Source organism: Anabaena sp. 90, assembly GCF_000312705.1.
GTDB lineage: Bacteria > Cyanobacteriota > Cyanobacteriia > Cyanobacteriales > Nostocaceae > Dolichospermum > Dolichospermum lemmermannii.
Map to the genome: position 1 here is coordinate 837,007 of NC_019427.1, position 25,644 is coordinate 862,650.

Here is a 25,644-nt window from a genome sequence, read left to right on the forward strand (position 1 = left end):
CAAAAGAGCAAGAGTATAAAGGGCAACTAAGTCCTCGCCGCACCACTACATACAACCCGAAAACCAATAGTGTAGGAGTAGTCGAGACCGTTGTTGTTGCGATAAGCAGAACGGCAATCTTCAGGATCGAAGCACCACGAACCACCGCGCAGCGTGTTTTTATCGCTTTGACTAATCAAAGCACTGCCATTTATAGGCGCGTTTATATAATTTTCCTGCCAGTCATCTTCGCACCATTCCCACACATTTCCGTGCATATCATACAAACCAAAAGCATTAGGGGGAAAAGTTCCTACATCTGTGGTTTGTTTTCGATATTGTCCTTTTGGTGCAGCAGCGTAGGGATAGTTACCAACACAGTTTACCAAATCTGGGGTAATACTTTCACCAAAATAAAAAGGTGTGGTTGTTCCTGCCCTACAAGCATACTCCCATTGTGCCTCACTGGGCAACTTATAGTTTTTACCTGTTTTTTGGTTTAACTTTCGACAAAATGCCACTGCATCATCCCAACTCACTTTTTCAATAGGACGATTAGCACCTTTGAAATGAGCAGGGTTATTCCCCATAATAGCTTGATATTGTGCTTGAGTCAAAGGATATTTACCAATAAAGAAGCTAGGAACAGTAACTTGATGTTGGGGACTTTCTATATTGGATCTTCCCATTTCATTTTCCGGTGAACCCATGTAAAATGTTCCTGCGGGTATTTCCACCATTTCCAACTTCACCCCATTTCCCAAATCTTCCACAAAGTAATTTGCTGAGTGGTTGCGTTTGTTGATAATGCTTCCTTTCGCGTTCGTTGTGACAACTTCAAAAGTGAAAGTTTTCAGGTTAGTTAAAAACCTCTCTCCCAACCTCTCTCCTACAAGAAGAGAGGCTTTAATATCCCCCTTCTCTTGTAGGGAAGGAGGGTTAGGGGGGTTAGGTTTTTCATTTGTTTGAATACCTAAAAACCTAAACCATTCTGTAATAGACTGAGGACGGTTTTGATAATCTAACTCCATTCCCTTGAGAATAGCATCATTTACCTTTTGACTAATTTGAGAATTGTATTTTTGCGGTGGTTCAATCGCCATTTTCATATCTAGCATTATCTTAGCATTCAGATAAGGACTAGGCAGAGGAATGAAAGGAGGTTCATGAACAGCGATAATTACATATAATGTGGCAGCTAAAGCATAAATATCTAAAGCCGGAGTGAAATTACTTCTATTTTCAAATTGTTCTGGTGGTGCAAAAACCGGAGTTTTGGCATTAGTTAAACTCATCAATTCGGCAAAGTTGACTTCTCTGGCTAAACCAAAATCAATTAATATGGCTTTATTGTCTTCTTCTCTTAGTAAAATATTCGCAGGTTTAATATCTCGGTGCAGATAATTACGACTATGAATATAAATTAAAGCTTCTCCAATGCCTTTAATAATTTCTAAACCCGCACTTTCACTAAAAACACCATTCGCGTATAAATATTGTTCTAAATTTTTGCCTTTGACATATTCCATCACCATACAAGATAAACCATTTTCTTGAAACAGTTCAGGATACACTTTGACAATGTGAGGATGATCAAAGGTAGCTAAGACCATCGCTTCGGTGTTAAACTTGTCCTGTTCTTCTGCTAAAAATTCTCCAAAACCTTCTGTATTCCCATATTTATCTCGATAGCGTTGTTTCAAAAAAGAGACATTGAGACTTTTGATAGCTACTTGTTTTTTGCGTTTATGGTCTTGCGCTAAATAGGTAATACCAAATCCTCCCTGTCCAAGAGTATCAATAATTTCGTATTGTCCTTTTTTGAGTAGTTGCCCTGGGGTAAAATAAGCCATAATAAAATTTAAATTGTCTGAATCAGGATTTGAGGATTTTCAGGATAAAGAGGAAAATAATTATATTGGTGTTGGAAAAGTCTATATATATGGGCGCACACTTTTCCACCTATAACATAAGGATAACTCAAGCTTTGAGCTTTGTCAAGTCTTGATGGATTAAATTGTCAGAATCAGGATGTCCAGGATTTGAGGATTTTCAGGATAAAGAGGAAAATAATTATATTGGTGTTGGAAAAGTCTATATATATGGGCGCACACTTTTCCACCTATAACATAAGGATAACTCAAGCTTTGAGTTTTGTCAAGTCTTGATGGATTAAATTGTCAGAATCAGGATGTCCAGGATTTGAGGATTTTCAGGATAAAGAGGAAAATAATTATGTTGGTGTTGGAAAAGTCTATATATATGGGCGCACACTTTTCCACTCATAACATAACTATAATATAAACTTTTGGCTTTGTCAAGTCTTGATGATGATTTTAGTGATTTTGAATTAAACCGCATCTACTTTGAACCCCATAGTTTTTTCTTAATCGGGTTTTTGCTGATTACCTATCCACCAAGCCAAACCACCCATAAATAATACCCCCATAACTCCCTGTAAAGGATTATTATTCACACCAGTCACCCAATCAGGAACTTGACCCGAATATTTGGTTAATTGTCCCACATTAATGATGTAATAACCCCAAACCAACCCACCATGTAAACCAATAGGTAAACCCAAACGCCCCCGTTTCCAACGTTTTCCCCATACCTGCGTTAAGCCCAACAGCACCAAAGCCGGAAACTGGGGTAAAGTGTGAATAATTGCCTCCAAAGGTTTAATAAAATGGGATACAGCAAATAAAATTGCATCTATCCAGAGAGCGATATTTAATTTATAATCTCGTTGTAACTCATCCAATAACCAACCCCGAAATAATAATTCCTCTGCAAAACCCACACCCAAACTTACTAATAAACCTTCTAAAATTATTCTCCCTAAAAATACTTGTGGTTGTTGCCATACCAACCAACCTAGTACACCTTCCAAACCAAATAAAACTAAAACAGTAGTTAGTCCAATAGCCAACCCCTGCAACACATTCACCCCATTCAGGTGTGTAAATTCTAAACCATAATGGCTGAATATTTTTGGTTGTTGATAAACTTGCTTACCCCAAATATTCAGCAGAAAAATAAACTCTACATATAATATCACCAGCGTCAAAATACTTTCTAAATTGGTATCTTTGACTAGCAAATAAATTGGTACAGCTAGGGGTAGCCATAAAAATAGTAAGGCCAGTATAAAACAAACCAGCCTCACAGGAACGGGGTATTGGGTAAGTTGAGTGAGATTAATTTTCATAAAGTTAGTCAGTTATCATTAGTCAACAATATACTGCTAATGACCAATGACCAATGACTATTCGTCAGGTTCAATCGTACTACTTAAACCATGATTATTGAGGGTTTCAGAATAGAACTCCGCGTGTTCTTGAGCGCACCTAATTACTAAAGCTAACCCGTTATGGTGAGCTTCCATCATAATACTAACAGCTTGCGGTTGGGTGATGCTATTAACAGTAGTCATTAGCACCTGTACTACATACTCCATCGGATTATAATCATCATTATGGAGCAAGACGCGATACTGAGGCGCAAGCTTGCGGGATGTAGAACGCTTCTCAATGGTTTCGACTGACACGATTCTTTGCTCTTTTATTGTTGATTTACTACAATACAGTCCTGTTAGGCATTTGCTCAACAGTTATTTACTTCTGCACTGCCGCGGTTTCACCTGGAAATACTTTTGGCGTTGCTGAGAAGTTTTTTCCTAAAACATCATAACACAAATAAAAGAAATTTGCATTGATAATGGGACAGAGAAAATTTTTCTTTGCCTTCTATCTCCTCACTAGCAACAGAAATTATTAAAATCAAGGAAACTGCAACATAGTTCCTACTCTAGATAGTTATGGATATCAGCCCAAAATTTCAACCAGGACAAATTGTGTCCTTGGATTATAGTCGTCAAAATCTTTATGCAGAAGTTATTGAAATCGTGGTTTCCCGTCAATTGTGCTGGGTGCGTCCTTTACTGCTTGTGAACTCTACCCAAGAATTACCACTTGTGATGGATTTACGAAATGTATCTGATTTGTTATGGCCATTAGATTTATTTAGACCGGCTCTAGATACAGAAGTTATTGCTTTTTTAGGGCAACTTTTTCCCAAAGAACTCAAATTTGAGCCTGATTTAGGAGCTAAACAACAATTTAATTTATTTATTCATCAACTGTGGCAAGCATATCAACAAGGACAAGAAACATAAAGAGACTTAATTGCATAGGTAATACTAGCAATATAGGATGTTAGTAAGCAGCGTTGATGCCCAGTGCGATGAGACTTATCCCCAAGTAGGAACTAACTGTACTCTACCAGCATCCATCTCGGCCATTAGTAATTCTAAAGCTTCATAGTCAACATCAGAGATATGACCAAGCTTTGTTAATTCTGAGTTAATCTCATTTTCGATTTCTGGCGTTAGCTTGCGGATATGCAGGGCTTTTTCTACCAACTGACGAATCACGTATCGAGTTTTCATAACAAATAAACCAAATTGCAGTTACTAGTCATTATCTCAGACAATGTTCGGTATAAAAGGTGATTTATACCTCTCGACCCTGTGATTTAGATCACTACTAAATAATCAAGACCAGTTATTCGGTAACTCTGTTTTTATCAGCGACAAGGGTAAAAATCAGGGCTGACAACTACAGAGAAATTTTACTGAAACCACCTCCATTCCTAGCTTCAGCAATAGTATTGCTATAGCGACAGATGATTAATCTGCATTCAGAAGGCATAAGTAGATTGTTTTTTAACTCGCTAAAAAAAAATGTATATATAAGTACACTTTACCATTGACTTATGACAATCTTTAAATAAACCCACTCAACCGATAAAGATTGAGTAAAGAGACTTCCAACTTGTAGCCAAGTGAGGAAAAAAAGTTATCTTCAAACCAAATGCAAATTTAAACTTATAAAAGCTTATATGATAATTTCAATATAATTCCTAAAACTTTGCGCCTTTGCTTCTTTGCGTCTTTGCGCGAAACATAATTCATGCAGCACCAAATTTGCAAGATAAAATTATTGAACTCAAGTTAAAATCTCTAATTAATGCTATTCTTAGATTGGTTAGCTGTAATTTATGGTAGCTAGAAGATAGCAAGTGGCTGTTTTAGTTGAACAATTAATAACATCGGATATTTTAAAACCTGCTCGTTACCTGGGTAATGAGCGTTTAGCAGTCCATAAGCCTTGGGATACGGCAACAATTCGTTGGGTTTTGACCTATCCAGAAGTGTATGAGGTAGGAGCATCAAATTTAGGGCATATCATCTTATACAACATTTTGAATGCCCAACCTCGTCAATTATGCGATCGCGCTTACCTACCAGGAGCGGATTTAGCCGCAAAACTCCGCACTACGCAGACACCCCTGTTTGCAGTGGAATCTAAACGGTGGTTAACGGACTTTGATATTTTAGGCTTTAGTCTCAGTTACGAATTAGGCGCAACTAACATCTTAGAAATGTTAGATTTAGCCGGAATTCCCGTCACTAGAGAAGAACGGTTACAGGGAAATTACCCGCTAATTTTTGCCGGTGGACAAACAGCAACATCTAACCCCGAACCTTATACAGATTTCTTTGATTTCATCGTTTTGGGAGATGGTGAAGAACTACTTCCCGAAATAGGCTTGGTTTTAGAAGAAGGGAAAAAAACAGGCTGGAATCGAGAAGAACTATTATTAGACTTGGCACAAATCCCTGGTGTCTATGTGCCGCAGTTCTATGAAATGGGTATTGGTGGGGCTGTATATCCCCTGCGTCCAGATGTCCCCAAAAGAGTCCTGAGAAGAGTAGCTACGCCCATTCCTGCCTATTCTATTGGCTTAGTACCTTATGTAGAAACAGTCCATGATCGCCTCACCATTGAAATTCGTCGAGGTTGTACTCGCGGTTGTCGCTTCTGTCAACCAGGAATGCTAACTAGACCAGCGAGGGATGTCGAACCGGAAAAAGTAGTAGAAGCTATAGAAAAGGGAATGCGGGAAACTGGTTACAATGAGTTTTCCCTGTTGTCTTTAAGTTGTTCTGATTATTTAGCCCTACCAGCGGTGGGGATGGAAATTAAAAATCGCTTAAAAAATGATAATATTTCCTTAACCTTACCAAGTCAAAGAGTAGATAGATTTGATGAAAATATTGCTAATATCCTGGGAGGTACGCGCCAAGGTGGGTTGACCTTTGCCCCGGAAGCGGGTACACAAAGAATGCGGGATATTGTTAATAAGGGTTTGACAAATGAAGAATTATTGCGGGGTGTAAAAACAGCTTGGTCACAAGGTTGGGATAAAATCAAGTTGTATTTTATGATTGGTTTACCCGGTGAAACAGATGCCGATGTGATCGGTATTGTAGAAACGGTCAACTGGTTAAAACAGGAATGTTGGGAAAAAGGCCGAAGATCGTTAAACTTTACCTTGACCATTTCTAATTTTACCCCCAAACCCCATACTCCCTTTCAATGGCATTCAGTCTCCACAACGGAATTTGCGAGAAAGCAAAATCTCCTGCGACAAGAGTTTCGCAAAATGAAGAATGTGAAAGTAAATTTCACGGATTTTCGCATCTCCGCCATGGAAGACTTTATTGGTAGAGGCGATCGCACTCTGGGGAAAGTGTTACGTCGCGCTTGGGAACTGGGTGCAGGTATGGATTCTTGGTATGATAATGTAGATGCAGCATTTACAGCTTGGGAAACAGCCATTACCGAAGCCGGTCTAGACTGGAAATACCGTCAAGTTGAAAATGGCGAATGGAATCTGTTTGCTGCTGACAACAAAGAACCAGAAACCCTCTCACCTCTGGATACTCCCTTACCTTGGGATCATATTGATACTGGCATTGATAAAAAGTGGCTACAAGAAGACCTCCAACGCGCTCTAGAAGCCGCAATTGTCCCCGACTGCTCTTTTGAAGGTTGTTCTCATTGTGGAGTCTGTGGCACTGATTTCGGTCATAATGTGGTTGTGGCTGCACCACCCATTCCCAGCTTTACCGGTGATTTTGTTCCCAACACCACCAAAGCTCAACGATTGCGAGTATGCTTTGGTAAACAAGGGGATATGGCTTTGGTCAGTCACTTGGATTTAATGCGTCTATTTGATCGAGTTATGCGCCGTGCCAGTTTACCAATTACATTCACAGGTGGTTTTCATCCTGGTCCGAGGATTTGTCTAGCCAGTGCTTTGACTTTAGGTGCTACCAGTGAAGGGGAAATTGTTGATTTTGAGTTGACCCAAGCCATTGATATTGAAACTTTTCATGCCCAATTGGTTAAGCAGCTACCTACTGACATCCCTATATATAATGTGGTAGAAGTAGATATCAAGTCTCCCTCTGCTACCCAATCTCTAGAAGCAGCCGAGTATTTACTAACAGTGTCTATACCCCAAAGCGAGGTACAACTGGCACAATGGCAAGGTTGGATTGAAACTATTAAAAATCAAGAGGAGATTTTATCGGCACATACAACTAAATCCGGTAAGCAGCAATTAATAAATCTGCGCTATCGCCTGTGGGAGATAGAATTAGTATCATCCTCTCACCGAGAATCAGACTCAACAGCAGTATTGCGTTATTTGGGTGTCTGTCGTCCCGACGGTGTGATCTTGCGTCCTGAGCAAATATTGTCTATGCTAGAAACAGTGGCGAATGGAGAATTTCACCTCTTGCATATCCACCGCAAGCGTCTAGTTATTGGATAACTTGCTAGTAGTTGCCAAAAATTAGGACATTGTGGGAATTGATTTTTCGCAAGGTTGCGTTAGAATGATAATCAAGAGAAATTTTCTGGTGCTGCCTTGAATGACCGAAAAGACGGGACACAAGCCTCGTCCTTCCAGGACGGCTTTATGTTAAAATTTGGTCATAGTCGCCATAGGGCATTGGGAGACTTTAAACGGACATGGAGGGACGATAAGACCACTTGTGGCGTGTTCTGGCGAAGTGTCAAGAATCACCGCACCTTCAGTTCGGTGAGTATGTCAATTGATTCACTACCTGTGATCATCACGGGAGCGAAGGCAAAAATATAAGAGTGTAACTTCTAAGATTGTATCCCAGACAAATTCCGCTGCTGATTACAAACCACTCTCTCTATAGCTACCTTGTGAATCAATCACTAACAATAGCTTTCGTCAACTTCTCCATTCACTGATACATTCTATCTCTTAAATAAGACTTGCTTTGATTGCGGGCTTTTATGCAATTGCTGCAAATGCAAGTGTGTTTAATTGTAAAAAATACCACGTAAGTATTGACAGAGATTAAAACCCTGCCAAAATTCTTGTAAAGATGACTCAGTGAGTTATCTGCACCCAGCTAGACTTTCTAGTAAAAACACGGATAGTGAATCCAGTGCTAAAGGCAGATTTCCCTCCGTCAGCAGATGGTAAACCCAAAAAGAAACCGTGTCTAAACGCGGAGGTTTTCCACAAAGTGTGTGCTATTTAAATATAGTCAACTTTACTTGATGAAGCGTTAACTTTGAAATAGATATCTACGGATATCCAAAGTTTAAATAGCAGCGTATAGTATGGAAAATCGGCCAAAGGCGGTTGATTGAAGTCTGTAAAATATATGCAGCTATTCAGGAATAATCCGGCGTATAAACGCATCCAAGGTATCATTAGTTAGCTCTTCATAACTTTGCAGAGCTACTCAAATTGCGAATTTTTATTACTAGTAGCGTCTTGTAGCAGCGACCGTCAGGACAAGCGGGATAACAGAGAACTTCCTTGTAATTCCCAGCGGTGCTGCCAATTTTTGAGGAAATTGAATGCCAAAACAAATTATCATCGCGGAGCAGCATCAAATCGCTGCTGTATTTTCGGAAGATCAAATACAAGAACTCGTTGTAGCTACTGGTCATCACCAAATTGGTGATATCTATTTAGGTGTAGTAGAAAATGTCTTACCTGGGATAGATGCGGCTTTTGTCAATATCGGCGACCCAGAACGCAACGGTTTTATTCACGTCACTGATTTAGGTCCATTAAGGCTAAAACGTAGTGCAGCAGCGATTACAGAACTGTTGACACCACAGCAAAAAACCTTAGTGCAGGTGATGAAAGAACCAACGGGATCAAAAGGACCCAGACTGACAGGTAACATCACCTTACCTGGTCGTTATGTCGTGTTGATGCCCTACGGACGGGGAGTAAATTTATCGAGACGGATTAAGAGCGAAAGTGAACGTAATCGCCTGAGAGCTTTGGCAATTCTAGTAAAACCAGCCGGAATGGGGCTGCTGGTACGCACAGAAGCAGAAGGCAAGCCAGAAGAAGCAATTATTGAAGATTTAGAAGTGCTGCAAAAGCAGTGGGAATTTGTGCAACAAGAAGCAGTAACCTCTCGTTCCCCAGCTCTACTGAATCGTGATGATGACTTTATTCAGCGCGTTCTCAGGGATATGTATGGTGGTGATGTGAATCGCATTGTTGTTGATTCCAGCACGGGCTTAAAACGGGTCAAGCAGTATTTACAAAATTGGAGTGGTGGACAAACACCCCAAGGATTGCTAATTGATCATCACCGCGATCGCTCTCCTATCTTAGAATATTTCCGGATCAATGCGGCTGTCCGCGAAGCCCTCAGACCGAGAGTAGACTTACCATCAGGTGGTTATGTCATCATCCAACCGACAGAAGCCTTAACCGTCATAGATGTTAACTCTGGTTCTTTTACTCGTTCCGCAACCGCTAGAGAAACAGTGCTGTGGACAAACTGTGAAGCTGCGGCGGAAATTGCTCGTCAGTTACGGTTGCGGAACATTGCTGGGGTGATTGTGGTTGATTTCATTGACATGGAATCTCGACGTGATCAAATGCAAGTTTTAGAACACTTTAACAAAGCTCTAAAAGCTGATAAAGCTCGTCCCCAAATTGCTCAACTGACTGAACTAGGTTTGGTTGAACTCACTCGTAAACGTCAAGGCCAAAACATTTATGAATTATTTGGCGAAACTTGTCCTACTTGCGGCGGTTTAGGACATACCGTCAGATTACCGGGAGAAACGGAAAACCGCTCACCCATTCCGGCTGCGGACATCCCAGAGCGGTTTGTACCGATGCCACAAAGGGAATCTCGGACACCTGCACCTACCCGCATTCCTGATATTGGTAGCGTAGCCCAAGCCACACCCCGCGATACCTATGATGGTTTTGGAGATGGTTTTGAAACTGAACCAGAATTTAGCTCTCTCCATTTGATCAATCATCCTAGTTACCAAGAACTAAATGATAAGCGCCGGACCCGGACTCGTCGGAGTCGTATTGGTGTGAATGGCGCTAATGATAAAGATGAATCCCGCTTACCTACCAATCCTTTAGCTTTTGTCAATGATGCAGATTTAGACTTAGAAGAACCTGAATTACCAATCCCAGAAATCGCTCCACCTACTATTAATAAATCCGGTTGGACAGAAAGGCCAGAACGGGCAAAAGTCAAACTAGAACCGATTAAGGTAGAACCACCAGAGATTATTAATGTGGAAATGTCAGCAAAGGAACAAGATACTTATGCTGAAATGGGAATTTCTCCTTTACTCAAGTTAGATCGGGAGGGAAAAAATCCAAGATCGGTGATTATTAATGTTGTTCAACCAGGACAATCACCTATTGAAGAAACTGAATTTATCCCCGAACCAATTGTAATGGAAAAGACAATTCCTGAAGTTGTCACCATTAAAATACCGCAACCAACTTTTGAGCTAGAAGAAGAATCATCTTTCCCACCATTAGCAATATTCCCAGAATTGACAATAGTTCCCCAAGTAAAAGCAACTGAAACTGAAGGAAAAACTGAAATAGAAGCTGAAATAGAAGCTGAAACTAATAATGGATCTACTCCTAATCGTCGTCGTCGTCGTCGTTCATCAGCCTTAGATCCAGATGTTTTCGGACTATGATTTTCATGATTTGTGTGATTTATGTGATTGATTGATTAATTAATTAAGTAGGTAGGTAGAACGGCTTGAATAATTCAAAGTTTGTAGTGAGGAATAAATTCCAGATTTTTTACATTACTTAATCTACTTTGATTTATTTTCGTCTACTTACTTACTTAAATCAATTACATAAATCATAGTTACGACTAATCATCTGAATCAAACAAATCACACAAATCACAGTTTAGACAATGGGAGAAATTAAACCTGCACTCTGGGATAATTCGAGTTGGTTAGAGTTTTCTAGCTACTCAAATATGCAGGGTGCAGTTGGGGGTGTGGACGAGGTAGGAAGAGGGGCTTTATTTGGTCCTGTGGTGGCAGCGGCAGTTATATTACCAGTAGAGGCTTTATCAATCCTGATGGTAGATAACATTAAGGATAGTAAAAAGTTGTCTAGCTCTCGCAGAACTAAACTAGCTGAAAAAATTAATACCCTGGCGTTAGACTGGAGAATTGGTTATGCTACAACTGCGGAAATAGATGAGTTGAATATTTTACAGGCAACTCTATTAGCTATGAAGCGGGCTGTTTTGAAGTTGAAGGTAAAGCCTGAACTGTGTTTGATTGATGGTAATCAGTTGGTGAAGAATTTGCCAATACCACAAGAAACAATTGTTAAGGGTGATGAACTATCGCTTAATATTGCCGCAGCTAGTATTATGGCTAAGGTTTGGCGTGATGATTTGGTGCAACGGTTAGCATTAAAATACCCTTTATATGATCTAGAACGGAATAAAGGTTACGGAAGTCCGCGTCATTTACTGGCACTTCAAAAATACGGACTCTCACCTTTACATCGGCGTTCTTTTCGTCCTTGCCAAATTCCATCTTAAAACTACTCAAAATTCAAAGTTGGTAATATGGCTTGGTCACTCTACCGCTATCAGGAATGTTATGATCAATCTCGTTATTTTGAGTTTGCGAGATTACCCAATGCCGATAATCTGCTAAGAGGTGATGTAACAATCTTTGTTTAATTGTCAGTAGCACACTTTTGAGTAATCCATTCCCTGTAGTTTCTAAAATTGATTTGGGTGTAAAGGAAAATGGTTGTGGTATGTCTACTAAAACTTCCAAATCAGCTTTCCCTTGCAAGTGAGTTTCACCATTGAGTTGAACTGGTGATAAATAGCCTTTTAAATTCAGCGCAAACCTTTCGTTAATATACTCAAAACCCAGTATTTCACAACCGAGCGATCGCAAATAAATTGTACCGCTGGCATCTGCCCAAACTCGCATATCTACGGTTGGCTGAATACTCAGTGACATAAAAGACAGAGGACGCATTTTTAACCGAAAAACTTCGTCAGAAAGTTGTTGAATTCTTGTATTATCAGCTAAGGCATTGACCAAACGTTGAGGTTGACGCAAGTAGTGTTGAATAGGAATAGATTGCTTAGGAACGGAAATTTCCACCGATTGAGAGGCAATAAACTTAGTAACCATGAGCAAATTAAACCATTTGTTTTTTTTATTGTAATATTTTTTAACAATTTAAATTGCTAAAAAATCAAACTTTCATTTCATTATTAATTAAATTCGCCAAATTTAAAAGCATGAATCTGAAAATCGCTCATTTAGGTCCACAGGGAACTTATACCGAACAAGCAGCTTTTTTTTATCTCAACTGGTTAAAAACCCATCAGGGCATTATCGCTAATTTATATCCTTATCCTAGCATAGCTCAATCACTACAAGCTATAGCAGATAAAAAAGCAGAAATAGCTGTTGTCCCTGTGGAAAATTCTATTGAAGGTAGTGTCAACATGACACTGGATAGCTTATGGCAATTGGATAATTTAAAAATTCAGTTGGCGTTAGTTTTACCAATTCAACATACATTAATTTCCTATGCAACTAACTTAGATACTATTAAAACTGTCTATTCTCATCCCCAAGCGTTAGCTCAATGTCAAGGATGGTTGTCACGTTTTTTACCAAATGTCAATTTAATTCCTAGTAATTCTACTACTGAAGCACTACAGAGATTAGAACAGGAAGTAACTACAGCGGCAATTTCTTCTAGTCGAGCGGCGCAATTGTATAATTTACCTATTTTAGCTAAAGGTATTAATGATTACCCAGAAAACTGCACTCAGTTTTGGGTGGTTAGCACGGAGGAAAATCATCCCATTGATTGTACTCATACATCCTTAGCATTCAGTGTACCAGCTAATATACCGGGCGCATTAATGAAAGCATTGGCGGTATTTGCTCGTTTGGGTATTAATCTCAGTCGGATTGAATCGCGTCCTACAAAACGCTCTTTGGGCGAATATTTATTTTATTTGGATATTGAAGCAGATGTGAATGCACAGATGATGAAATCTGCTTTAAGAGAGTTACAAAATTATACAGAAATCTTGAAAATCTTTGGTAGTTATAGCGTGTTACCCATTAGTTTATAATTGGTGATTGGTGATTGGTGATTGGTGATTGGTGATTGGTGAAAACTATTCTTCTTTTTTCTTCTTTTTTCTTCTTTTTTCTTCTTTTTTCTTCCTTCTTCTTCATCCTGACTCCTGACTCCTGACTCCTGACTCCTGACTCCTGTAATAGAATCTTCTGCAAATATCCATTACATTACTTTTTAAAATGTCAAGTTTTCAGACTTCTACCTTAATGCAATTATCTGTATCGCCAAAACTTTGTCAACCTTTAAAGATTGTCGCCTTGGGAGATAGCTTAGTATATGGATACGGTGATCCAGAAAAAGGTGGTTGGGTGGAACAACTGCGACGGTGGTGGATGCTACCGGATAGTGTGGGTCATGTGCTTTATAATTTGGGAGTAAGGGGCAATCGCACACAGCAAATTGCCCAACGCTTAGAAGTGGAATTTCGCCACCGGGGAGAAATCCGCAATCGTGTACCAGACTTGATTATTTTATCTGTCGGTGTCAACGATACACCTCGATTAAGAAGTCCCAAGGGCAGAAACTACACAGATTTTAGTCAGTTTGAATCAGAAATCGCCACATTACTAGATCAAGCTCAAAAACTTTGTCCTGTGGTGTTTGTGGGGATGGTTCCCGTAGACGAAACAAAAATGCCTTTTCTGGATTGTTTATTCTACAATCACGCTGACCAATACCGCTACAAAGAAGCAACACGGCAAGCTTGTGAACAAAGACAAATTCCCTATTTAGATATTTTTGATCAATGGATGCAACGTAGTCAAGGATGGAGAAGTGAACGGATTACCAATGACGGACTGCACCCGAATACACTGGGTTATCAGGACTTACTAGAATCTGTACTTAACTGGAAAGAATTATCGGAATATCATTGTCAAGCTGATTATGGGGCAGAATTGCAACAAGAATTTAGATGAAAATAGGGATTTTATTTATTAACTTACCTTTGGGGGTTAAAGTCCCCTGCTTCTACAAGCAGCGGGTTTTGCGTCGGGGTAAAATCCCCGTTGCAAAACGTAATTCTAAATTCTAAATTCTAAATTCTGCATTCTTTTAATTACCCTTAATTTGACACCAATGAGCATTGCTAAACCCCTACAGTTTAATGCTGTTTACCTACTTAACTTGAGTTGATACCGTTAAAACCTGTGGTGGTGAAGCATCTGGTGGATACAGAAAGTCAACTTGGACTAAAGATGTATTTCCTGGTTTTATATTCAACGATACCAAAGGTTCTCCCGTTTCACCACGCTTTTGAATTAAATGCACAAATTTATTTTGCCATTTTCCCTGGTCTTGATAACGTAAGCGCACAGTCCCTCGGAAGAAGATTTGACGCGCTGGTAGCTTAAAAAAGCGAAGTCCAGGTTTACTTAATTGATTTTCTTTGAGGGGAGTTTGGACTGCAACACTTACGGTTTGTTGATTTTGAGTATTGTTGTATAAAGGTAACTTGAGACTATATTGAATCCCATAATTACCATGAGCGTAATAAGCAGTATCAGGATAGCGCACTAACATGGGTGCGGTTTGAATTTGATTTGTTCCTAATGTTCCCCCATGTAAGGTACTCAAACCGTAGGAAAACGCTGCACCCGGTTGAGGAATAGTTAAATACTTGCTTTTTGGTGTATCTACTATATCGGCTAACCATCGAGAACCCTTAGATACTCCCGCTACACGTCCGTAAATTGTCGGTTTGTTGTTTCCTGTGATAGGAGTGGGGACTTTATCTCTAGGGGTGGATAATTCACCATTATCTAATAAATTTTGCCATTCTGCTAAATTAGGCGATCGCTCACTACCGTCAGTATTTGTCCGGGCAAACATCGCCAAACTTGCGGCGTAAACATTACCATTACTTCGCAGTCGCAGATATGTAGAACGACCATTTAAAGGGGGTGTTAGTCCTTGGACGGGAATTGGTAAATTTAATAACATCTGACTTGTCCCTGGGGGAATGACAATTTGGGAGGGAAAAATATCTTGTCTTTTTCCTCTCAAAATATCAGACATGACTCGACTCCCTGGACCTGCAAAAACTGTTCCTAAATCATTAGGGATTAAAGATGGTAATTCCTTAAATGGGGCATCTGGTTGACTTAAATAACTCGCACCTTGCCATATATTTACTGTCACCGGTTGAGAACCAGGATTATGTAAGATGATGCCCAAATACAAAGAACGTAAATTTTCCGGTGGGTCAGCTTTAGCAATATGATGGGCAAAAATATCAAACTGTCCACGCAAGGGAAAATCTAAATGGGCTGATGTGACTTTTTTTCCCGTTGCGGGAAAGGTAGAAAGTAAAATTCCTTCTTTTAATACCAGTTCTGGACTATTGCTATTAAATACCGGCACTGAATCCAATTTTCCCGGTAAAGGACGGACTGATTGTATTTGTAATATTTCTTCTGGTGGTGGTGTGGCAGGAACAGCTTGAGCAAGAGTTAAAGCTAGTAATAGTGGCAACATAATAATACTGAGTAATTTTTTTTTAACAGACGGGAATTTTTCTAAAGAAGTGCCAAGTTATTCATGATCAAAACGAAATCGGCAATTATCTTGAGCGAATTTTCTGGATTTAAAATTGGGACATGAACAAAAATACACTTAACTGACAGTTGAGACCGGTGTAAATAGTCTAAAACTGAATAATAAAGTCCCTCGCAGACAAACTTACCACAGTCGTAGCTAATCTCAACTGCGGCTGTTCCGACTAATAATTTTTCTAAATCCACGCTGGTTTGGAAAATATTTTCGGGGGAATTTCTAGACTCTTGAGGTAAGATGTCGGCAGAATTTGTAGACTCTACAGGCAAGGTGCTTGTGCTACTGGCAAGGACTTCTACGCTTAATTGGGAACGACTTGCAGCCATACCACAACAGATAATATAGTCAGGTTGGAGTTCATTAATTTTGGCAATGACGAGAGAACTTGCCAGTTGCACATCGACAGGGAGACGGTGCAAAAATTCTAAATCATGGGAGAGTGAAGCCATTTTGGCTAGTCCGAGTAACAAGTCATCGGATGAATTTGACTCTTGTTGGCTTAACCAAATGTCAAAAGAAGTTAATAGTATTTTTTTTTGCATTATAAATAATAATTAGAATTAGAATAATTAAAAGCCCTGCCTCATAAATTTACAAGGAGCAGCTAAATGGCAGTGATTGCAGTTGTTGATTACGATATGGGAAATTTGCACTCTGTTTGCAAAGGATTAGAAAAAGCTGGTGCGACCCCTCTCGTTACTTATTGTTCTCAAGAGTTGGCAAAAGCAGATGCTATAGTTTTACCAGGAGTGGGAGCATTTGATCCAGCGGTACAACATTTGCGATCGCGTGGTTTGGAACAACCGATTAAAGATGCGATCGCTTCTGGTAAACCGTTCTTGGGTATTTGTTTAGGATTACAAATTTTGTTTGAATCCAGCGCCGAAGGAACGTTACCAGGACTAGGAATTGTCCCCGGAAAAGTCCGCCGTTTTCGTTCTCAACCGGGGATGACAATTCCCCACATGGGTTGGAATCAACTCCAACTTAACCAACCAAAAAGTCTTTTATGGGAACATTTACCTATCGATCCTTGGGTTTATTTTGTGCATTCTTATTATGTTGAACCCACAAATCCCCAAGTTCGCGCGGCAACTGTGACTCATGGTGATCAAAGTTTTACAGCAGCGATCGCTCATGAAAATCTCATGGCTGTCCAATTCCATCCTGAAAAATCATCAAATGTCGGATTGCAAATTCTATCTAATTTTGTGGCTCAAGTCCGTGAAAAAGTTTTTGCTTAACAAAAGTTTGTAATATTTTCAGGTGTTTATTTGCTCAAAGTTGAAGATTTAATGATCAATTAAGTAATGAGTCTAAGAATTTACGGGAATCGTCTGCTTAAAACTTTACCAGGTGAACATACCAGACCTACCAGTGCGCGAGTCCGGGAAGCATTGTTTAATATTTGGCAGGGAACAATCGTTGGTTGTCGCTGGTTAGATTTGTGCGCCGGTAGTGGTTCTATGGGTGCGGAGGCTTTGTGCAGGGAAGCCAGCGTCGTTATCGGCATTGAAGAATCTAGTCAATCCTGTGCCATAATTCAAGAAAATTGGCAGCACGTGGCCAAGCCAGACCAAAAATTTCAGCTATTACGGGGAGATGTCACCCAACAGTTAAAAAAATTATCAGGTCAAAAATTTGACAGAATATATTTTGACCCACCTTATACTAGTGGATTATATGAACCAGTATTACAAGCGATCGCTCAATATCAGCTTTTAGATTGCCAAGGAGAAATAGCCGTCGAACATCGTTACAGAAATTGGCAACCAGCAAACATTGACAACTGGGAAATCTGCCGTCAAAAAAGCTATGGCAAAACAGCTTTGACATTTTATCAAGAACAGGGAACAGGGAACAGGGAACAGGGAATAGGGAATAGGGAATAGGGAATAGACGGAGAATTTTCTTCTTTCTTCTTTCTTCTTCCTTGACTCCTGACTCCTGACTCCTGACTCCTGACTCCTGACTCGGTGACTCCTGACTCCTGACTCATCAATTAATATCAGCCGCCCAATTCGGTGGGACGTTTGTATTGTCTATAAGCAGCGTAGAATAATCCGCTTAAAGTTACAAAAACTAAACCAAGCACAATACCTGATAGTAGGGGTTCAACCACTGTAAAGCTCCTTGTTGTAATTATGGAAAGATTCGTGTCCTGTTTTTGATTTTACCAAATTTGGCAATAATCTCCCATCCCATAACAGTTTTAAATCTAAATACTAGTTGACACTCCCCGCGTCTTTAGACGCGGGGATTCTATAGAGAGTTTCAGTCTATATCCCTCAGTTATCCCAGTTTCAGGCAGGATTCCTTAAATATTTGGGTTCTTGCCCTGATCCTGTTTGCCATTACTGGCAGAATCATCTCTGACAAGCGTAACTTTCCGAGAGTCCCCCGGTAGGTTTTTAATGTCTTTGCTGACAATTTAATTGTCTCACGAATATGGATTAAAATTTGAAATAATTTCAAATTTTTCAATTAATGTCAATGCAGGATAAAGGAAAGCCTCTAGCCTTCATCCCTTGTCTAAAGCACAGATGTAGCTGACTTAGTCAGCTACATCTTCAAGGGTTTTCGGCATTTCCCTTATAAAAATTATCATTTGTACTTGCGAACACCATCAAGAAATTTTAAGCTATGTGTAGGAAATGAAAACTTGCACATTGTCAAAGCAACCCTTTTGGATAACCAGCTCATCAAACCTGAAACCCTAATTCAACAGTTCGTTATGTTCACCGTAGCGATGCTGATAGCCCTCCCATTAATCCTGTTTGGGATTGAGATAGTAAAAGCCTCTGATCCTTATGTTAAAAGTGTTCTATCCCTCCAGGGAAACCCAGTCCAGGGAAAAGCTATTTTCCAAATCAACTGTGCTGGTTGTCATGGTTTAGAAGGAAATGGACTAGTTGGTCCGAGTTTACATGAAATCTCCAAATATAAATCCCGCTATGGACTAATTCATCAAGTAACTAGCGGTGAAACTCCCCCCATGCCAAAATTCCAGCCCAGTATTCAAGAAATGGCAGACCTTTTAAGCTATCTAGAAAGTCTATGAACTTTTGTCAGACAAAATTAAATTCACTCGTTAAAAGAGGCAATAGGGAACAGAGAACAGAAAAATTAGTTGTGTATACTAAGTAAGTGAACAGAAAAATTCAAAGGTATGTAACGATATGTAAAGTTGTCTTAATACGAGATTCTGGTTGAGGGTAAAACGCAAAGATTGTAAAGTTTTATTGCAGGATTCAACAATTGTGGATTTGTATTAACTGATAATCAATAAGAAGTATACATGATATGATATGACGGCGTTACATAATAGCTATATAAATTATGTTTCGCGTCAAGGCGTAAAGACGAAAACTTTAAGACTCTTTGTGTAATAATTCTGATACACACTATTTAATGGGCTATAGGGTTTGTGACTTTGACAAAAATTACCCCTGGACAACCACTGACTGATACGCAAAGAAATGGCTTACAGTTAGTATCCCTGTGGGGTGGGGGTAAACGTGATGTGGTTTTAGCTATTGATATCACGGAAAGTGTAGGTTTAAATGATCAAGGTCGGATTCATTTACGTCAAATAGTTGAAGACAGTCTCAAACCTGGTGATTCTGTTTATGTTGTTCCCTTTGCTCAAGATTTGGTTTTTGATGCCGTTATCTCTGTTGAAAATCCATTAGGAACACCCATATATTTTAGAGATAAAAATTCGGAAAATATTAATAAAGTATTAGCGAAAATTCCTTTTAATTCTGACCCTAACCGCTATGGAACAGATATTCAAAGAGCAGAGTTAATAGTATATCAAGGTATTGCCCAGATTAATCAAAATCGAGTTTCCAAAAATCAACTAATTAAGCCGCAATCGGTTGTTTGGATTACTGATGCACCGTTATTTACTCAACCAGGAATTACTTCCCAAGTTTGGATAGAAACTCCTGCTAATAGTCCTTTGAGAATTGCGACATCACCGGAAAGTCAGGAAAGACAGAATTGGATTAAGGCTTTATCATTCAAAGAGCGATCGCTCATCATTAAAAACCAAGATAATAAAGATTATACATTATCTGTAGTAGACATTAATCCTACAGTTCAAGAAGTTTGCACACCAGTACCAGGAGGACAAGAAACTTGTTTAGTTAATCCTTATTTATTCAAACAGCTATGGCTACCAAGTTTAATTTTATTATTCATACTTGCATCAATGGTAGGGGGTATATTAAAATATGCTAAATTGCAAAAAAAATGGGAGGTACGAATTAAGTTAGAAGATGATGGAGAAGATGAAGAACGAATATGTAGATTACCAAATAATAAAAAAATTGCTATTGGTGAATATGATCCTAGCTGTATACATTCTATTGACTTTAGAGGTGGAGAATTACAAGCATATTTAGAACGGAAAGGAGAAAAACTTTATTTAGTTCCCACAGAAGATACAAAAATTGAACTTAACAATAAAAAAGTTACATCACGAACTCTCATAACCAATTCTAGATTTACGCTAAATTGTCCAGATTCACGCCAGCGTGATTACCAAATAAATGTTAAAATTGAAAAATAGTATTCAGGGGAAAAACTATGACTCAAGCATCTGCAAAAGAAACCCAATCTAGAGGCATTAATCGCACAATTTGCATCGGTTTAGGGGGAACTGGTAGAGATGTATTAATGCGAATTAGACGGTTAATTGTTGACCGTTATGGAGACCTAAATAAGTTACCAATTGTCAGTTTTGTTCACATTGACACAGATAAAGCAGCCACCCAAGTCACAGGGATTAGAACAGGAAGTACCTATCATGGTGTTGACTTAAGTTTTAAACAATCTGAAAAAGTCAGTGCTACCATGTCATCAAGAGATGTCACCATGTTTGTAGAAGGACTAGAACGGCGTTCGGAATATAGTAATTATGGACCTTATGATCATATTGGCAGATGGTTTCCTTCTGGGTTATTGCAAGATGTTGGAGCAATTGAAGACGGAGCAAAATGTATAAGACCTGTAGGAAGACTAGCCTTTTTTCACAACTACCAAAAAATTAAAACATCAATTGTAACAGCAGAAAACCGAACGAGAGGACACGAATCTTTTTTGCTGAAATCGGGGTTAAGAATTGAACCAGGGTTAAATATTTTTGTTGTTGGTTCTCTCTGTGGTGGTACAGGAAGTGGGATGTTTTTAGATGTTGCTTATAGCCTTAGAGATATCTATAGAGATGAAACTGCTAAAATTTTTGCCTATTTAGTGATTAGTCCTGATTTATATGACAATAGCAACAAAATGATTACAAATACTTACGCGGCTCTGAAAGAATTAAATTATTACAGCACTCCCGGTACAACTTTTGAAGCAGTTTATGATCTTGAAAATTCGGTAATTGTACAAAATAAAAAAGAGCCATTTGACTATACTTATTTAATTTCTAATAAAACGCTAGGAGAATATCAGATTCTGACACAAGGTAAACTATGTAATGTGATTGCTCATAAGATTGCTCTTGATTTTTCAGGTGAATTAGCACCTGTAATGAAAGGCAACAGGGATAATTTTAAAGAAAAAATGATTGAATCAGATAAACATCCTCGTCGTAACACCCAAAGATACTTAACATTTGGACTGTCAGCAATTTATTTTCCTCGTGATACTATTATTGAAATTGCTTTAACAAAGGTAGGTTTAGAGTTAGTCAGGTTTTGGTTAAATGGTAAAGGTCAAAGTCCAGATCCTATTAACTTACTTGAGCAATTTTTGATTCAACATAATTGGCATAATGACTTAGGCAAACGAGATGGTTTAACTAATAAATTAGCAGAGTCTGTAGAAGAATCTAATAAGACCTTTAGTAATAGTCTTAAAACTTGGCAAAATAAATTATCCCGGTTAATTGCTGAATGTAAAAACAAAGATGACCGCACTAATATCCGTCAGCAATTAGCAACAGAGTTTTATAAACAATTTCGCACAGTGCAACCAGGAGAAACAGAAAGCAGTCGCGGTTATTGGTTGACGAAATTAATGCAAACTACTCCCAAGATTACCAAAGAACTTAATGGGAATATTGATGATTATGTGATGCAATTACTCACACCAGTAGATCCTAATTTCTCCATTAAAAATACACGCAATTGGTTAGATTCTCTGCGACACGAATTACATAAATATCAAGGGGATTTACAGGAGAAAATTACCGATTTTGGAGGCATGAAGCGCTTAGAAGATGTAGAAAGAAAATGGGATAATGCAGAAAAAACAATTGAAGATATGGAAAATAAAATAGGTATTCCCTTTGTTGATTTCAAAAACATTCCATTTCAGGAGGAGTGCAAAAAAGTGATGCAAGAAGTTTACAAAATTATCAAGCATAATTTTGAATTAACTGTATTGCAAGAAACTTTAAAAATTGTCAATCAATTACAAAAGCAAGTTCAAGAAAAAGAAAAGCGAATTGCAGCTTTTAGTAGTTTAGTAGAGGACTTAGAAAGTGCTTATGAAAAAGAGGAACGAGAATTAAAACAATTGAATTTTGATGAAATGAGTGGTGAGGCAATTTTTGACAGTGAAGATATAGAACTTTGCTATCAAACAATGATACCAGAAAATGATAGTCGTCCTCAATTAATATTAGCAAGTTCAGAAATTACTAAAGAAACCGATAGAGGAGCATCTTTAGGATTTTTCCTGAATATGGAACGCACTACTTATTCTCAGCTAAAAGAAAAAATTGACTTGAAAGTTGATAGTTTATTTGCTTTTCGTGGTAGAAATATCGTCAATTCCGTGATTAAACGCTTCATGCAAAAATACTCATTAGGTGCGCGTTCAACTCGTTTAGCGCAAATTATACAGGAAGCTCAACCACTTTTGCGTTTAAATTTGAATGATCCTTATTTCCGAGACGAAGATGCTAAGAGTAGCAAATTAGTAGGATCTAAAGATATAGATGAATCAGATGTAACAGAGTTTAAAAAACTGCTAACACAAGAATTGGGAATTTCCACAAGTGTTTTAAAAGCAATACAAGCAGATGATGAAATCCTAATTGTGAATGAGTATGCAGGGTTTCCGTTGAGATTAATTAGTAGTTTGGAAAGAATGAGAAACCCATATTTACGAGAACAAAATTCTGGGACATCTTTTTTGCATAATGATTATCGTATATCCTTTCCTGATATTATGCCACCTAATGCTGGAAAAATGGAAGAAGTGGAAAATATTTTTTATCCTTGTTTAGCATTAGAACTGTTAGCAGAAAATCATGCTACTCAAGAATTAGAGTTTCAATATTATGACCATTTTCAGAATAGTTATGATACTGTTTCCTTGAGTGGAATTTGGATAGAATCTTTGGAATATCTAGCTAGTAACCCCAATATGACTGAAGCATTAAAGCAAATTTTGGATAATACAATTTTAGAAATGGAAAATAATCCAACATTATGGGAAAATGAATATTTACCCAAATTGCGTCAATTTCCTGATAAGCTGACCAGAATTTCCGAAGATAGTCCTAATTCTCTCTATAAGACAAGAGTATATACAGATACAAGGAATACTAACGATAATACAAGGGAGGGGATTATAAATCGTTTTTTGAAGAAAATGGAAGCAAAATTTATAAACACAAAGTCAATTTTACCAAGAAACAATACAGGAACTCAAAAATCTATTGTGGGGGAAATAGTTGCTAATTCTTCTGATAATCGTTCAAGACGACGACAAGAATTAGAGCAGCTTAAACAAGATTTAGATGAGGGTTTTATGACTCCAGAAGAATACGAGCGAGAAAAACAAAAAATCTTTCTGCAATATCCATTATAGTTTTTCATGGGTAGTTCATATCTACCCAATTCTCACAAACTTCTTGCACTACCAAAGGTCATTTTTATGCCACTATTACTACTTTACTTAGTTTTCATCATCCTATCTATAGTTACTATAGTTACTATTTTTCTTCGCAGATCTCTTTATCGCTATTTAATACTTTTAACTGATAAAGTCCAAAGATTAATTAAGACAGGATTACGAGGAGAACAACCGAAAATTATCCAAACATTGGAGGATAGATTTCAGCAAGCTAGTAAACAATTAGAACAGGTAAATACAGGAGCATTAATAGACCAGATTTATAGTCAGGAAACAATCAAGGGATTTACCTGTGAACAAATAGATTATTTATGTCGAATTCTGCCAAATTTACTGTTAGCTTTTGGGTTACTGGGAACTTTTTTAGGTATCACTATTAATTTATCTACCCTTAGTCAAACGATTAATCAAACTAATGCTAGTGATGTTAGTAATTTAGTTACTGAATTAAAGAAACCATTACAAGGAATGAGTATTGCATTTAGTACGAGTTTGATAGGAATTTGCTTGAGTTCTATATTAACAATATCCAATGGTATCTGGAATACTAGTTTTGCAAAATATCAATTAATTAGTTCTTTAGAAGATTATCTAGATAATGTATATTTTCCTGAAGTACAGGGTGATACCCGTCTTGATAAAATAGTTAATAGAATGGTATCCCAGCAGGATGAATTTTTAACAAATTTTGGGGAAACAGTGCGAAAAGCTGTAGAACAATCTATGGGAAAAGTCGCAAAACAAATTGCTGACGGGAATAAAGAAACTACAGATTTAGCTAGACAGGTTTATGAAAAATTTACAGTTTCTGCTGGAACTATATCTAGTGCTGCTAATGAGTTCAGAAGTTCAATGTCAGAATTAAATATAACATCTCAGATATTTAAACAGTCTGCTGAAACTTTTAATAAAAGTGAGTTTCCTCTCAAATTATCATTAGCTACTGTAGATTTGGGTAATACACAGCAGAAATTTTCTGAGTCAGCTACAAGTTTAGCAGCAACAACGGAATTGATTATAAATGCCTTAGTTGAAATAGAAAATTCTAGTCAGAGTTTAATTAATTTAGGAGAAGAAATAAAATCTATGAACCAAACTTCAATTCAGGTACTAGAATTACATCAAAATAACCAAAATCTTCTTAGTGAAATTATCCCCCAACTTCATGCAGGAGCTAATAGTTACGAAAAAGCGGTTAATAAACTCGATGATTTAGATCAAAGAGTGGGAGATAAGTTCAATAATTTTGATCAATTAATCACAGCTATGAGTCAGTTATTAGAAAATGTGAAAACTTATACAACGGAATTAATTAGCAAAGTTGCAGCGGAAACTGAAAATTCTAGTCAGAGTTTAATTAGTTTATCTGAAGAGATAAAAGCTATGAACCAAACTTCAATTCAGGTATTAGACTTACATCAAAATAACCAAAATCTTCTCACTGAAATTATTCCCGGACTTCAGCAAGGAGCTAATAGTTATGAAAAAGCAGTTAATAAACTGGATGATTTAGATCAAAGAGTGCGCGATAAAGTTAATAGTTTTGATAAATTAATCACAACTATTGAGCAGTTATTAAAAACTGTGAAAACATATACAAATGATGTGAATACTGCTACTAGTATAGCATCTAATCAAATAGATGCTAATAATCAAAAACTGATGAAATTATTAGAGAATAATAATTCTCAACTAATTGCTGAATATCAAAATGTGAGTAATACCATTATTCAAGGAATTGACAGACAAACTAATATCAACAAGAAGGGTTTTGATGCTAATATTAAAGGTTTGGAGCTATTAATCAAGAATCTTGAGAAATATCAACAAAAACTTGATGACACAAATACCGATACATAAGGTGCGTTACGCTGGCGCTAACACACC

General features: G+C 38.0%; 21 protein-coding genes. 12 read left to right on the plus strand and 9 right to left on the minus strand.

The annotated features are described in order from the left end of the window. Positions 1-26: 26 nt before the first annotated feature. The 3 genes from ANA_RS03825 to clpS form a co-directional block, all read right to left on the minus strand. Positions 27-1,832 (minus strand): bifunctional serine/threonine-protein kinase/formylglycine-generating enzyme family protein, encoded by a 1,806-nt coding sequence (locus ANA_RS03825; RefSeq protein ID WP_015078738.1) that lies wholly within the window; start codon positions 1,830-1,832, stop codon positions 27-29. Positions 1,833-2,365: 533 nt separating this feature from the next. Further along, positions 2,366-3,190: a CPBP family intramembrane glutamic endopeptidase gene (locus ANA_RS03830; RefSeq protein WP_015078740.1), complete on the minus strand. Its 825-nt coding sequence runs from the start codon at positions 3,188-3,190 to the stop codon at positions 2,366-2,368. Positions 3,191-3,247: 57 nt separating this feature from the next. Then, positions 3,248-3,529: an ATP-dependent Clp protease adapter ClpS gene (gene clpS / locus ANA_RS03835; protein WP_041457654.1), complete on the minus strand. Its 282-nt coding sequence runs from the start codon at positions 3,527-3,529 to the stop codon at positions 3,248-3,250. A gap of 270 nt (positions 3,530-3,799) precedes the next feature. On the opposite strand from clpS, the gene ANA_RS03840 reads away from it, so the two are divergent. Then, a complete protein-coding gene (locus ANA_RS03840; protein ID WP_015078742.1) occupies positions 3,800-4,156 on the plus strand; it encodes a hypothetical protein in 357 nt (118 codons plus the stop codon). A gap of 75 nt (positions 4,157-4,231) precedes the next feature. On the opposite strand, the gene ANA_RS03845 is transcribed toward ANA_RS03840, so the two are convergent. Next, positions 4,232-4,429: a hypothetical protein gene (locus tag ANA_RS03845; protein WP_015078743.1), complete on the minus strand. Its 198-nt coding sequence runs from the start codon at positions 4,427-4,429 to the stop codon at positions 4,232-4,234. A gap of 632 nt (positions 4,430-5,061) precedes the next feature. Between ANA_RS03845 and ANA_RS03850 the strand changes: the two genes are divergently transcribed. The 3 genes from ANA_RS03850 (at position 5,062) to ANA_RS03860 (ending at position 11,743) form a co-directional block, all read left to right on the plus strand. Further along, positions 5,062-7,665 carry a TIGR03960 family B12-binding radical SAM protein gene (locus ANA_RS03850; RefSeq protein WP_015078744.1) on the plus strand — a complete coding sequence of 868 codons (2,604 nt, stop codon included), beginning with the start codon at positions 5,062-5,064 and terminating at the stop codon, positions 7,663-7,665. 1,073 nt (positions 7,666-8,738) lie between these two features. Further along, positions 8,739-10,868 (plus strand): Rne/Rng family ribonuclease, encoded by a 2,130-nt coding sequence (locus tag ANA_RS03855; protein ID WP_015078745.1) that lies wholly within the window; start codon positions 8,739-8,741, stop codon positions 10,866-10,868. A gap of 230 nt (positions 10,869-11,098) precedes the next feature. Continuing rightward, positions 11,099-11,743, plus strand: a complete 645-nt coding sequence (locus tag ANA_RS03860) for a ribonuclease HII (protein ID WP_015078746.1) — start codon at positions 11,099-11,101, stop codon at positions 11,741-11,743. A 13-nt stretch (positions 11,744-11,756) separates the two neighbouring features. Here ANA_RS03860 and ANA_RS03865 read toward each other — a convergent pair whose 3' ends face one another. Next, positions 11,757-12,356: a DUF1997 domain-containing protein gene (locus ANA_RS03865; protein ID WP_015078747.1), complete on the minus strand. Its 600-nt coding sequence runs from the start codon at positions 12,354-12,356 to the stop codon at positions 11,757-11,759. Between the two features lie 110 nt (positions 12,357-12,466). On the opposite strand from ANA_RS03865, the gene pheA reads away from it, so the two are divergent. Next, the gene (gene pheA / locus ANA_RS03870; RefSeq protein WP_015078748.1) at positions 12,467-13,318 is read left to right on the plus strand and encodes a prephenate dehydratase; all 852 of its coding nucleotides are present in this window, start codon (positions 12,467-12,469) and stop codon (positions 13,316-13,318) included. Here pheA and ANA_RS26410 read toward each other — a convergent pair. Then, positions 13,308-13,481 carry a hypothetical protein gene (locus tag ANA_RS26410; RefSeq protein WP_158310505.1) on the minus strand — a complete coding sequence of 58 codons (174 nt, stop codon included), beginning with the start codon at positions 13,479-13,481 and terminating at the stop codon, positions 13,308-13,310. The two genes, pheA and ANA_RS26410, sit on opposite strands and share 11 nt — an antisense overlap. Positions 13,482-13,505: 24 nt before the next feature. Here ANA_RS26410 and ANA_RS03875 point away from each other — a divergent pair, with 24 nt between their 5' ends. After that, the gene (locus tag ANA_RS03875) at positions 13,506-14,243 is read left to right on the plus strand and encodes a GDSL-type esterase/lipase family protein (protein ID WP_041457655.1); all 738 of its coding nucleotides are present in this window, start codon (positions 13,506-13,508) and stop codon (positions 14,241-14,243) included. A gap of 199 nt (positions 14,244-14,442) precedes the next feature. Here the strand turns inward: ANA_RS03875 and ANA_RS03880 are convergent, their stop codons facing one another. Together ANA_RS03880 and ANA_RS03885 are read right to left on the minus strand one after the other, a co-directional pair. Continuing rightward, on the minus strand, positions 14,443-15,801 hold the full coding sequence (locus tag ANA_RS03880) for a DUF3370 domain-containing protein (protein ID WP_015078750.1): 1,359 nt from the start codon (positions 15,799-15,801) through the stop codon (positions 14,443-14,445). A 41-nt stretch (positions 15,802-15,842) separates the two neighbouring features. Beyond that, a complete protein-coding gene (locus ANA_RS03885) occupies positions 15,843-16,421 on the minus strand; it encodes a pyroglutamyl-peptidase I family protein (protein WP_015078751.1) in 579 nt (192 codons plus the stop codon). A gap of 66 nt (positions 16,422-16,487) precedes the next feature. Here ANA_RS03885 and hisH point away from each other — a divergent pair, with 66 nt between their 5' ends. Next, positions 16,488-17,123: an imidazole glycerol phosphate synthase subunit HisH gene (gene hisH / locus ANA_RS03890; RefSeq protein WP_015078752.1), complete on the plus strand. Its 636-nt coding sequence runs from the start codon at positions 16,488-16,490 to the stop codon at positions 17,121-17,123. 66 nt (positions 17,124-17,189) lie between these two features. Further along, the gene (gene rsmD / locus ANA_RS03895; protein WP_015078753.1) at positions 17,190-17,771 is read left to right on the plus strand and encodes a 16S rRNA (guanine(966)-N(2))-methyltransferase RsmD; all 582 of its coding nucleotides are present in this window, start codon (positions 17,190-17,192) and stop codon (positions 17,769-17,771) included. A 116-nt stretch (positions 17,772-17,887) separates the two neighbouring features. On the opposite strand, the gene petG is transcribed toward rsmD, so the two are convergent. Further along, positions 17,888-18,001: a cytochrome b6-f complex subunit V gene (petG, locus tag ANA_RS24080; protein WP_015078754.1), complete on the minus strand. Its 114-nt coding sequence runs from the start codon at positions 17,999-18,001 to the stop codon at positions 17,888-17,890. A 564-nt stretch (positions 18,002-18,565) separates the two neighbouring features. Between petG and ANA_RS03900 the strand changes: the two genes are divergently transcribed. From ANA_RS03900 to ANA_RS03915, 4 genes are all read left to right on the plus strand, one after another. Then, on the plus strand, positions 18,566-18,940 hold the full coding sequence (locus tag ANA_RS03900) for a c-type cytochrome (RefSeq protein ID WP_041458229.1): 375 nt from the start codon (positions 18,566-18,568) through the stop codon (positions 18,938-18,940). A 366-nt stretch (positions 18,941-19,306) separates the two neighbouring features. Beyond that, positions 19,307-20,455, plus strand: a complete 1,149-nt coding sequence (locus ANA_RS03905; RefSeq protein WP_015078756.1) for a hypothetical protein — start codon at positions 19,307-19,309, stop codon at positions 20,453-20,455. 17 nt (positions 20,456-20,472) lie between these two features. After that, positions 20,473-23,712, plus strand: coding sequence for a tubulin-like doman-containing protein (locus tag ANA_RS03910; protein ID WP_015078757.1), 3,240 nt, complete (start codon positions 20,473-20,475; stop codon positions 23,710-23,712). Positions 23,713-23,778: 66 nt separating this feature from the next. After that, a complete protein-coding gene (locus ANA_RS03915; RefSeq protein ID WP_015078758.1) occupies positions 23,779-25,617 on the plus strand; it encodes a hypothetical protein in 1,839 nt (612 codons plus the stop codon). Positions 25,618-25,644 lie beyond the last annotated feature (27 nt).

Coding starts and splice junctions, on each gene's coding strand:
- ANA_RS03825 (WP_015078738.1), bottom strand. CDS start 1,832: ATGGCTTATTTTACCCCAGGGCAACTACTCAAAAAAGGACAATACGAA.
- ANA_RS03830 (WP_015078740.1), bottom strand. CDS start 3,190: ATGAAAATTAATCTCACTCAACTTACCCAATACCCCGTTCCTGTGAGG.
- ANA_RS03840 (WP_015078742.1), top strand. CDS start 3,800: ATGGATATCAGCCCAAAATTTCAACCAGGACAAATTGTGTCCTTGGAT.
- ANA_RS03845 (WP_015078743.1), bottom strand. CDS start 4,429: ATGAAAACTCGATACGTGATTCGTCAGTTGGTAGAAAAAGCCCTGCAT.
- ANA_RS03855 (WP_015078745.1), top strand. CDS start 8,739: ATGCCAAAACAAATTATCATCGCGGAGCAGCATCAAATCGCTGCTGTA.
- ANA_RS03860 (WP_015078746.1), top strand. CDS start 11,099: ATGGGAGAAATTAAACCTGCACTCTGGGATAATTCGAGTTGGTTAGAG.
- ANA_RS03865 (WP_015078747.1), bottom strand. CDS start 12,356: ATGGTTACTAAGTTTATTGCCTCTCAATCGGTGGAAATTTCCGTTCCT.
- pheA (WP_015078748.1), top strand. CDS start 12,467: ATGAATCTGAAAATCGCTCATTTAGGTCCACAGGGAACTTATACCGAA.
- ANA_RS03875 (WP_041457655.1), top strand. CDS start 13,506: ATGTCAAGTTTTCAGACTTCTACCTTAATGCAATTATCTGTATCGCCA.
- ANA_RS03880 (WP_015078750.1), bottom strand. CDS start 15,801: ATGTTGCCACTATTACTAGCTTTAACTCTTGCTCAAGCTGTTCCTGCC.
- ANA_RS03885 (WP_015078751.1), bottom strand. CDS start 16,421: ATGCAAAAAAAAATACTATTAACTTCTTTTGACATTTGGTTAAGCCAA.
- hisH (WP_015078752.1), top strand. CDS start 16,488: ATGGCAGTGATTGCAGTTGTTGATTACGATATGGGAAATTTGCACTCT.
- rsmD (WP_015078753.1), top strand. CDS start 17,190: ATGAGTCTAAGAATTTACGGGAATCGTCTGCTTAAAACTTTACCAGGT.
- ANA_RS03910 (WP_015078757.1), top strand. CDS start 20,473: ATGACTCAAGCATCTGCAAAAGAAACCCAATCTAGAGGCATTAATCGC.
- ANA_RS03915 (WP_015078758.1), top strand. CDS start 23,779: ATGCCACTATTACTACTTTACTTAGTTTTCATCATCCTATCTATAGTT.